Below are 7010 nucleotides of genomic sequence, written 5' to 3' on the forward strand. Positions count from 1 at the left end.
GGAAGCTGCCAAAATCTCAAAGTGGAAGCGTCACCCGGGCTTCCAGACCGCGCTCGGAACGGTTTCTGAGGGTCACATCGCCGCCGTGCGCCCGAATGACCGTGCGGGCAATTGGCAGGCCAAGGCCAGCACCCCCAGTCTCGCGGCTGCGCGAGGATTCGAGGCGCACGAAGGGATGGAAGACGTGTTCAAGCTGGTCTTCTGGCAAGCCCGGCCCCTTGTCTGCAATGGAAATGACGGCGAGACCGTCTTGTCGGGTCAGGGCAATCTCGGCCAAGCCGCCATAGCGGACCGCGTTGTCGATCAGGTTGCGCAGCGCCCGCGTCAGGGCTGCAGGCCGGACCGGGACCTCGATCGCGGAAGAGCCGATAAAGGCGGCGCGCGCTCCGACATCGGCTGCCAGCTTGGTTAGAAGGTCCGCCAGATCAACCGTCGTCACAGGCTCTTGGACTGAAGCTGCTCGGGCATAATCCAGTGTCGAGTCCAGCATCTGCTGCATTTCCTCGACCAGCGCTTTGAGGCGGGTGCTGTCGTCGTCCTCCTCAAGCATTTCGACCCGCAAGCGCATAGCCGTCAGCGGCGAGCGCAGGTCATGGCTAAGGGCGGCCAGCATCCGTGTCCGCTCAGCCACGAAGCGCGTCATCCGCGACTGCATCTGGTTGAAGGCCCGAGTGGTCTGCTGCACCTCGCTCGGCCCGGTTACGGCAAGGGGCTCGGCGTCAAGGCCGCGGCCTAAGCGGTCGGCCCCCTGTGCGAGCGCCTTCATAGGGCCGACGATCCGGCGTGTGGTGACCAAGGCAATCGCCACCACGGCGAGCACCATCAGGATCAGCGGCAGCAGCGCACGGGGAGTCCACTGCAGACCGGGCCGCAAGAAGGTGGACCGGACATTCAGCCATTGACCCGAAGTCAGCCGGATCGACAGGTTCATCTGAACCGGTTCCGTCATAGCGCCCATCATCATCTTGTGGACAGGTTGCATCCCGGCAGGTGCGGGAACGGCCTCGACGTCGGCCCGGATGTCATGCCCCTCCCCCAGCACATCCGCCATTTGCGCCAGAAACGGGTCGGCCTCGGCGCTGCTCTCCAAGGTATTGGGGACCGCCCCAACCTCAAAAGAGGCAAGCTGTGACGAGGCGGACCTTAGAATGGAGGGGTAAAGATCCGGCGGCGCATCCTGCAACAACAGGGCGACCTGCGCGGCCCGCCCTGCCGTCTCGAACCCCAAGGCGGCGCGGATGGCGCGGTTGCGTTCGTCATTCAGCAGGAACAGGCTGAAGCTCTGTGTCACCACAAGTGCCAGCACCAGCAAAGCCAGCAACTGCCCTCCCACCGATTGCGGAAGCCAGCGTTTCATCCCACCCGCCTTACATCGGCGGCCAGCGCATAGCCGCCACCCCAGACCGTGGTGATCAGCGCAGGCTGCGCCGGGTCACGCTCGATCTTGCGGCGCAGGCGGCTGATCTGGTTGTCAATCGTGCGGTCAAAGACCTGCGCCGCCCGGCCCGAGGTCAGGTCCAGCAACTGATCCCGTGTCAGAACGAACCGCGGCCGTTCCAGAAATACGCTCAACAGTTTGAATTCGGCCGTTGTCAGGGATACCTCAGTCCCGTCGTCGCAAGTCAGGCTGCGGCGGTCGGTGTCCAGCGTCCAGCGGTCAAACACCAGCCGGTGCCTCGCCAGCGCCCCACCCGCCAGCGCGGGGCGTTCAGTGCGGCGCAGGATCGCCTTGATCCGCGCCAGCAATTCGCGCGGGTTGAAGGGTTTGGACAGATAGTCATCCGCCCCCATCTCCAGCCCGACAATGCGGTCCGTTTCATCGCCCAGTGCGGTCAGCATCAGGATCGGAATGCTGCCACTGGCGCGCAACCGGCGGCAGACTGAAAGGCCATCCTCGCCCGGCATCATCACATCCAGCACAATCAGATCGAAGGCCCCGGCCGCCAACGCCGCGTCCATCGCCACCGCATTGGCAGCCAGACTGACCCGCATTCCGTTGCGCTCCAGATACTTGGCCAAGGCATCGCGGATCTCGCGGTGGTCATCGACGACAAGGATGTGCGGTGTGGATGTCATGTCTTCTCTCCTGCCTGCCAGACTAATCACGAAACGGGCGAACAGGTTGCAGAACTTTGTCGCAACATGTCGCAGAGGCCGGGCTTGCGACAGATTGATACAATTCACACTCCGGACTGACAAAGATCAAAGACATCTGTCGCCCAAATTGGCTGCATCAAACAACGGATCAGGAGATCTCAGATGAAACGGTCAACTCTTATCGCCCTTGGTGTGGTGGCAGCTCTTGGCGTGGCAGCCGTGGCAGTGCCGGTCGTCGCTCGGCAGACGATGGGTCACATGCACAGCATGCAAGGCATGCAGGGCGGCATGGAAGATGGCGGCATGATGCAGGGTGGCATGCACGGTCATATGGCGGGCCAGCATGATGGAATGCAGGGCATGCAGGATGGCAGCGGCATGCAGGACGGCATGGGCCGGGGCATGCAAGACGACAAAGGGATGATGGAAGCAAACTGATGCACCCCTATTCCCGGTCAGCTTGGCCGGGACTCGCTGTCCGAGGTGGCAATTAGGCGGGCTTGCAGGCCCGCCCAAAGCTGTCCTCAACAGCGATCTTTACAAATGACCAGGAGAGAGATGATGGCCTATACAGTCGACCGCACCTTCGCAGGACATTCGTTTGAAGACATTGATGCCCGCACCCGAAAAGCGCTGGCAGATGCCGGATTTGGCATCCTGACCGAAATCGACGTTGCAGCGACGATGCACAAGAAATTGGGCGTGGAGATGCCCGCCTACCGTATCCTTGGCGCATGCAACCCGAAGATGGCCTTTCAGGCCATCGGGATCGAACCACGGGTCGGGGCCATGCTGCCCTGCAACGTGATCTTGCGTGCAATTGACGGCGGGGTTGAGGTCAGCGCCATTGATCCGGTCGCGTCGATGCAGGCCATAGACAACCCGGCTTTGCATGCCGTTGCAGGACAGGTGCGTGACCTTCTGGCAAAGGCCGTGGCCGCGATCTGAACAGATCGTCGAGCGGGCGCTCGCCGTCTGATCAGGCTGGAGAGCGCCTAAGCAAGCCGGAATTTCGTCGGGTTTGAAGGAAGGTCCATCGAACCATTGGTGCCAAGGCTTGGCTTGTTCAAGGGCAATGCGGGCTGGCTGCTTTCAACGATCCGCGACGATCCGGCCATCCTCTAGCGTGATTATGCGGTCTGCGAGTTCCAGAATGCGGTTGTCATGTGTGACCATGACCGTCGTGGTCCCGCGCAGGGCTCCAAGCTTTTTTAACATGGCGACCACGGTCATGCCCGCGTCACGGTCAAGCGCCGCAGTTGGCTCGTCGGCGAAGATGACATCTGGGTTGCCGACCAAGGCGCGCGCCACGGCAACCCGCTGCTTCTGGCCGCCAGACAGGTTGGCCGGAAGATAATCCAGCCGGTCGCCAAGGCCCAAGAGCGTCAGCGCATGTCGGGCAGCATCCAGTTGCTCCCCAGGTTCGCCCGACCCATGCACTTGCAGCCCCATTTGTACATTTTGCAGGGCGGTCAGGCTGCCATGCAGGTTGTGGGCCTGAAAGATGAAACCCAGCCGCCGCCGCAACTCTTCCGAAAGCGCCCGGTTCGCCCCGAACAGTTCATGCCCTAAAAGCTGGACAGAGCCCTCCTGCACATCCCGCAGACAGCCCATCAGCGTCAGCACCGTGGTTTTGCCCGAACCCGAGGGTCCCATCAACACGGTCAGACTGCCTCGTTTGATCTGCATGGACACGTCAAAGATCGCCTGCTTGCGCGCCTCGCCCTGCCCGAAAGAGTGATTCAGGCCGGCCACTGATATGGGGAATTCATCCGACATGATGCGCCTTCAAAACAGATCTGCCGGGTCAGCCGAGGCGAGCCTGCGGGTGGCAATCGCACCTGAGACGGAACAGGCGACAAGCGTTCCCACAAAGACCATGCCCGCCATGCTGGATGTCATGGCCAAAGGCAGCGTCGTTGCGGCTTTCATGCCCGCAAGCAAGCCGTAGGCAACAAGAAACCCCGGCACAAAGCCAAGGACGGCCAAAATCAGCGCCTCTTCGAACACGATGCCAAGAAAGAAACGCTGGCGATAGCCCATCGCCTTGAAGGTCGCGTATTCGCTGAGGTGGTCGGCCACGTCGGTTGACAGAACCTGATAGACGATCACGATCCCAACCAGAATTCCGATGATCACCCCAAAGCCGAAGATGATCCCGGTCGGGCGGCGGGTTTGCTGATAGCTCAGATCTTCGGCGCCGGCCTGCGCATAGGACCGAATGCGTAGGGTCTTGTCGGATACCAGATCGCGAAGCCGGGCGGCCACAACATCCGGGTTCGCACCGGGGGCGATCTGCAACAGAATATGGTCAGGCGCACCAGACTTGCGCGCCGGAAACAGGTTCAGATAGGTCTGATCCGACACCATCATGAAGCCGTCTCCTCCGAACCCCCCACCCCCCGCGAAGGTGTCGTACAATGTCAAGGTCTTGCCCGAGACTTCAAACGAGATCGGGCTTTGCGGGCGTATCGCGGGGCTTCGGCACGCGGCAGGCCCCTGCTCTACATGTCCAGAATGCCAGAGTTCTGAAGCTGCAATGTCGCGGCCTTGCGGGCCATATCAGGCGACAAAAAACCGGTCAGCGTCGGGTCCACGCCGAACGTGGTCAGCCCCAGCGTCCTTTCCCCGCGCGCCCAACTGACATTGCCAACGAAAATCCCGGTGCCAGCGGTCACATCCGGGTCTGCCAACGCCTGAAACAGCCATTGCCGCGCGACATTGCCGCCCTCGGTCATCGAATTGGCGTCCGAGGCTGAAATCATCACATCGGCGCGAAAGAAGCCGTAGGGTTTCAACGTGGCCACGGCCATCGAGTTCATGATGCCCAACTGCACGAACACCAGCACATTGGCAAAGGCCACCCCGGCCAAGGCAGCGGCAAACCGGGTGCGGTTGTGGCTGAGTTGAAGCCAGCCGATCGGCAACCGGCCAAACAGCCATTGCAGCAAACGGGTCATTGGCTGGCTTTCAGGCGCGTGTCGATCCGTGCAACAACCTCAAGATTGGTAAACCGCGCGGCAAGAGCCGAGGAGGCCGGATCGAGTTCCACCATGACAGTTATGACCCGAGCGTCGGTATTGGCGGCTGTGTCATCCGAAACAAGGCCTTGTCGCCCCACTGTCAGCCCGATGGATTGCACGCGGCCCTGCAAAGTCTGTGACAAAGCACCAGCCGCCAATTCCACCGGCTGGCCGACGGCAACGGCGGCGATACGGTCTTGGTAGACCTCAACCTCGGCCATCATGTGGTCGGTGTCGCCCATCTCCATGATGCCAGCCGCGGGCGGTTTTTCGCCAGCGCGGGCGTTCACGTTCAGGACCACACCAGTGACAGGGGCCAAGACCGCTGACCGGCTCAGATCGCGGGCAGCGCGGGTTTGATCGGCTTCGGCTGCCTCAAGGTTGCGGGTCGCCACGATCACATCGGGTTGCTGGTCCACATCGTCGCTGGCAAAACGGGCGAGCGTCGCTTCCGCCTTCTGCACGGACAAAGCTGCCTGCCGGGTCGCAGCAGAAGCAGAATCGAGTGCGGCTTGAGTAGCAACACCACGCGAGAACAGTTCGGTCTCGCGTGCCAACTGACTGTCCGCCTCAGTCGCCGCGGATTGCGCCTGCTTCACTCCGGCGCGGGCCTCGTCCAACGAATTCTGCACGGCCGTCCGCGTCTGGACCAAAGCCGCCTGCCGGATCGCGACGTTGGCCTGAGCCAGCAACACCGAACTTTCCAGTTGCCCCTGATTGTCCAGCCGCGCCACAACCGCGCCCTTTTGCACGCGGTCGCCGACAGACACGAGGATCTCGGCAATCCGGGCGTCGCCCGCGCCGTAAGGAGGTGCCACGATCGACACATCGCCATGCGGCATCAGCCGAGCCAGACCGACCACATCGCTGACCTGCATCGTCTCGACCATCTCTTTGGGCAACTTGATGCCCGGCGGCAACGCGATGGGCGAGGTTGAACCCGCACCTGGTTGCAGTCCGGACAACGCATAGAACTTTTGCAAGGGCAACGGCTGGTAGTACATCCCGATCACCCCGCCCGAAAACATCAGAACCGGAACCAGGAGCACTAGGAGATAAGCGGCACGAAACCGGAATCGGCGGCTCGGTTTGGCGGGCACTTCCCCTGCACGCCGGATCACTTCAAGCGGAAGATCGGGGTCGGGTGAATTGGTCAAGGAAAGCTCCGATCTGGCGGCCAAGCGTTACGGCTTCGCCCAGGTACCCTAGCCGGGCCACGCCAAGAGCGACCTGATTTGGATCAAACGATGCCTTTCAGTTTTCCTGATCTTTTCATCTGATCAAAGTGACACTTGGCATCGCCCGGTTTCATAAGGGCTACAACGCGATGTACGGAAGGCATTCCTGATCGCCTCCGAGTGACCGGTGTCAAAATCCGACATGCACGAAGCTTCGCAACCCCGAACGCCGGGTGTCTACCTTTATTGACGATGGGGCAGATGATTGCGGGATCTGAATTCAAATTGCCGCACGCCACATGCGGAACCGCCCCTGACCTGTGACCTCGCGGACCAGCCCGTGGTCTTGCATCCACGCTATGTTCCTTTGCACGGCGGCGCGGCTGACGCCGCTGATCATCTCGGCCATAGGTGCCGAGACCATGGGCCACTCCACGAGAACAGCCCGAAGTAACTCTGGCGTCCGGCCCGACAAAGGCGACATGACAGTCCCTGCCTTGGCCGACCATGCTGCGATTTCGTCCAGATGGCGCATGGCCGTCAGGATCGCACTCTCCATCCCGTCGAGCCAACGCAGCAGGCGAACCTCGGGCGGCCCCCCCGCTCGAAGGCCTCCGGCTCCACCCATGGCCAGCGGGGCAAACACGGCGGCTGTTCCTTCAGAAGCGGCGATGCGGCTGGCAGTCACCGCAGCCTCAATGCGATCTCCGCT

The 7010-nt window shown here is 61.8% G+C and carries 9 protein-coding genes; 2 read left to right on the top strand and 7 right to left on the bottom strand.

Features of this window, described 5'->3' with window-relative positions; translation table 11 throughout:
- Positions 1-16: 16 nt before the first annotated feature.
- Together AC1Y2B_RS20315 and AC1Y2B_RS20320 are read right to left on the bottom strand one after the other, a co-directional pair.
- Positions 17-1357 (bottom strand): ATP-binding protein, encoded by a 1341-nt coding sequence (locus AC1Y2B_RS20315; protein ID WP_482254951.1) that lies wholly within the window; start codon positions 1355-1357, stop codon positions 17-19.
- Positions 1354-2076 (bottom strand): response regulator, encoded by a 723-nt coding sequence (locus AC1Y2B_RS20320; RefSeq protein ID WP_482254952.1) that lies wholly within the window; start codon positions 2074-2076, stop codon positions 1354-1356. The genes AC1Y2B_RS20315 and AC1Y2B_RS20320 overlap by 4 nt, the downstream gene beginning before the upstream one ends.
- Positions 2077-2259: 183 nt before the next feature.
- On the opposite strand from AC1Y2B_RS20320, the gene AC1Y2B_RS20325 reads away from it, so the two are divergent.
- Both AC1Y2B_RS20325 and AC1Y2B_RS20330 read left to right on the top strand, forming a co-directional pair.
- Positions 2260-2535 (top strand): hypothetical protein, encoded by a 276-nt coding sequence (locus AC1Y2B_RS20325; RefSeq protein WP_482254953.1) that lies wholly within the window; start codon positions 2260-2262, stop codon positions 2533-2535.
- 123 nt (positions 2536-2658) lie between these two features.
- Positions 2659-3045, top strand: a complete 387-nt coding sequence (locus AC1Y2B_RS20330) for a DUF302 domain-containing protein (protein ID WP_482254954.1) — start codon at positions 2659-2661, stop codon at positions 3043-3045.
- 144 nt (positions 3046-3189) lie between these two features.
- On the opposite strand, the gene AC1Y2B_RS20335 is transcribed toward AC1Y2B_RS20330, so the two are convergent.
- From AC1Y2B_RS20335 to AC1Y2B_RS20355, 5 genes are all read right to left on the bottom strand, one after another.
- Positions 3190-3876 (bottom strand): ATP-binding cassette domain-containing protein, encoded by a 687-nt coding sequence (locus AC1Y2B_RS20335; RefSeq protein ID WP_482254955.1) that lies wholly within the window; start codon positions 3874-3876, stop codon positions 3190-3192.
- 9 nt (positions 3877-3885) lie between these two features.
- Positions 3886-4470 (bottom strand): FtsX-like permease family protein, encoded by a 585-nt coding sequence (locus AC1Y2B_RS20340; protein WP_482254956.1) that lies wholly within the window; start codon positions 4468-4470, stop codon positions 3886-3888.
- 131 nt (positions 4471-4601) lie between these two features.
- Positions 4602-5057 carry a hypothetical protein gene (locus AC1Y2B_RS20345; protein WP_482254957.1) on the bottom strand — a complete coding sequence of 152 codons (456 nt, stop codon included), beginning with the start codon at positions 5055-5057 and terminating at the stop codon, positions 4602-4604.
- Positions 5054-6277 carry a hypothetical protein gene (locus AC1Y2B_RS20350; protein ID WP_482254958.1) on the bottom strand — a complete coding sequence of 408 codons (1224 nt, stop codon included), beginning with the start codon at positions 6275-6277 and terminating at the stop codon, positions 5054-5056. The genes AC1Y2B_RS20345 and AC1Y2B_RS20350 overlap by 4 nt, the downstream gene beginning before the upstream one ends.
- A gap of 301 nt (positions 6278-6578) precedes the next feature.
- Positions 6579-7010: helix-turn-helix domain-containing protein (locus AC1Y2B_RS20355; RefSeq protein WP_482254959.1), on the bottom strand; the 432-nt coding region annotated here is incomplete at its 5' end.

It is taken from the genome of Stagnihabitans sp., from assembly GCF_964946895.1.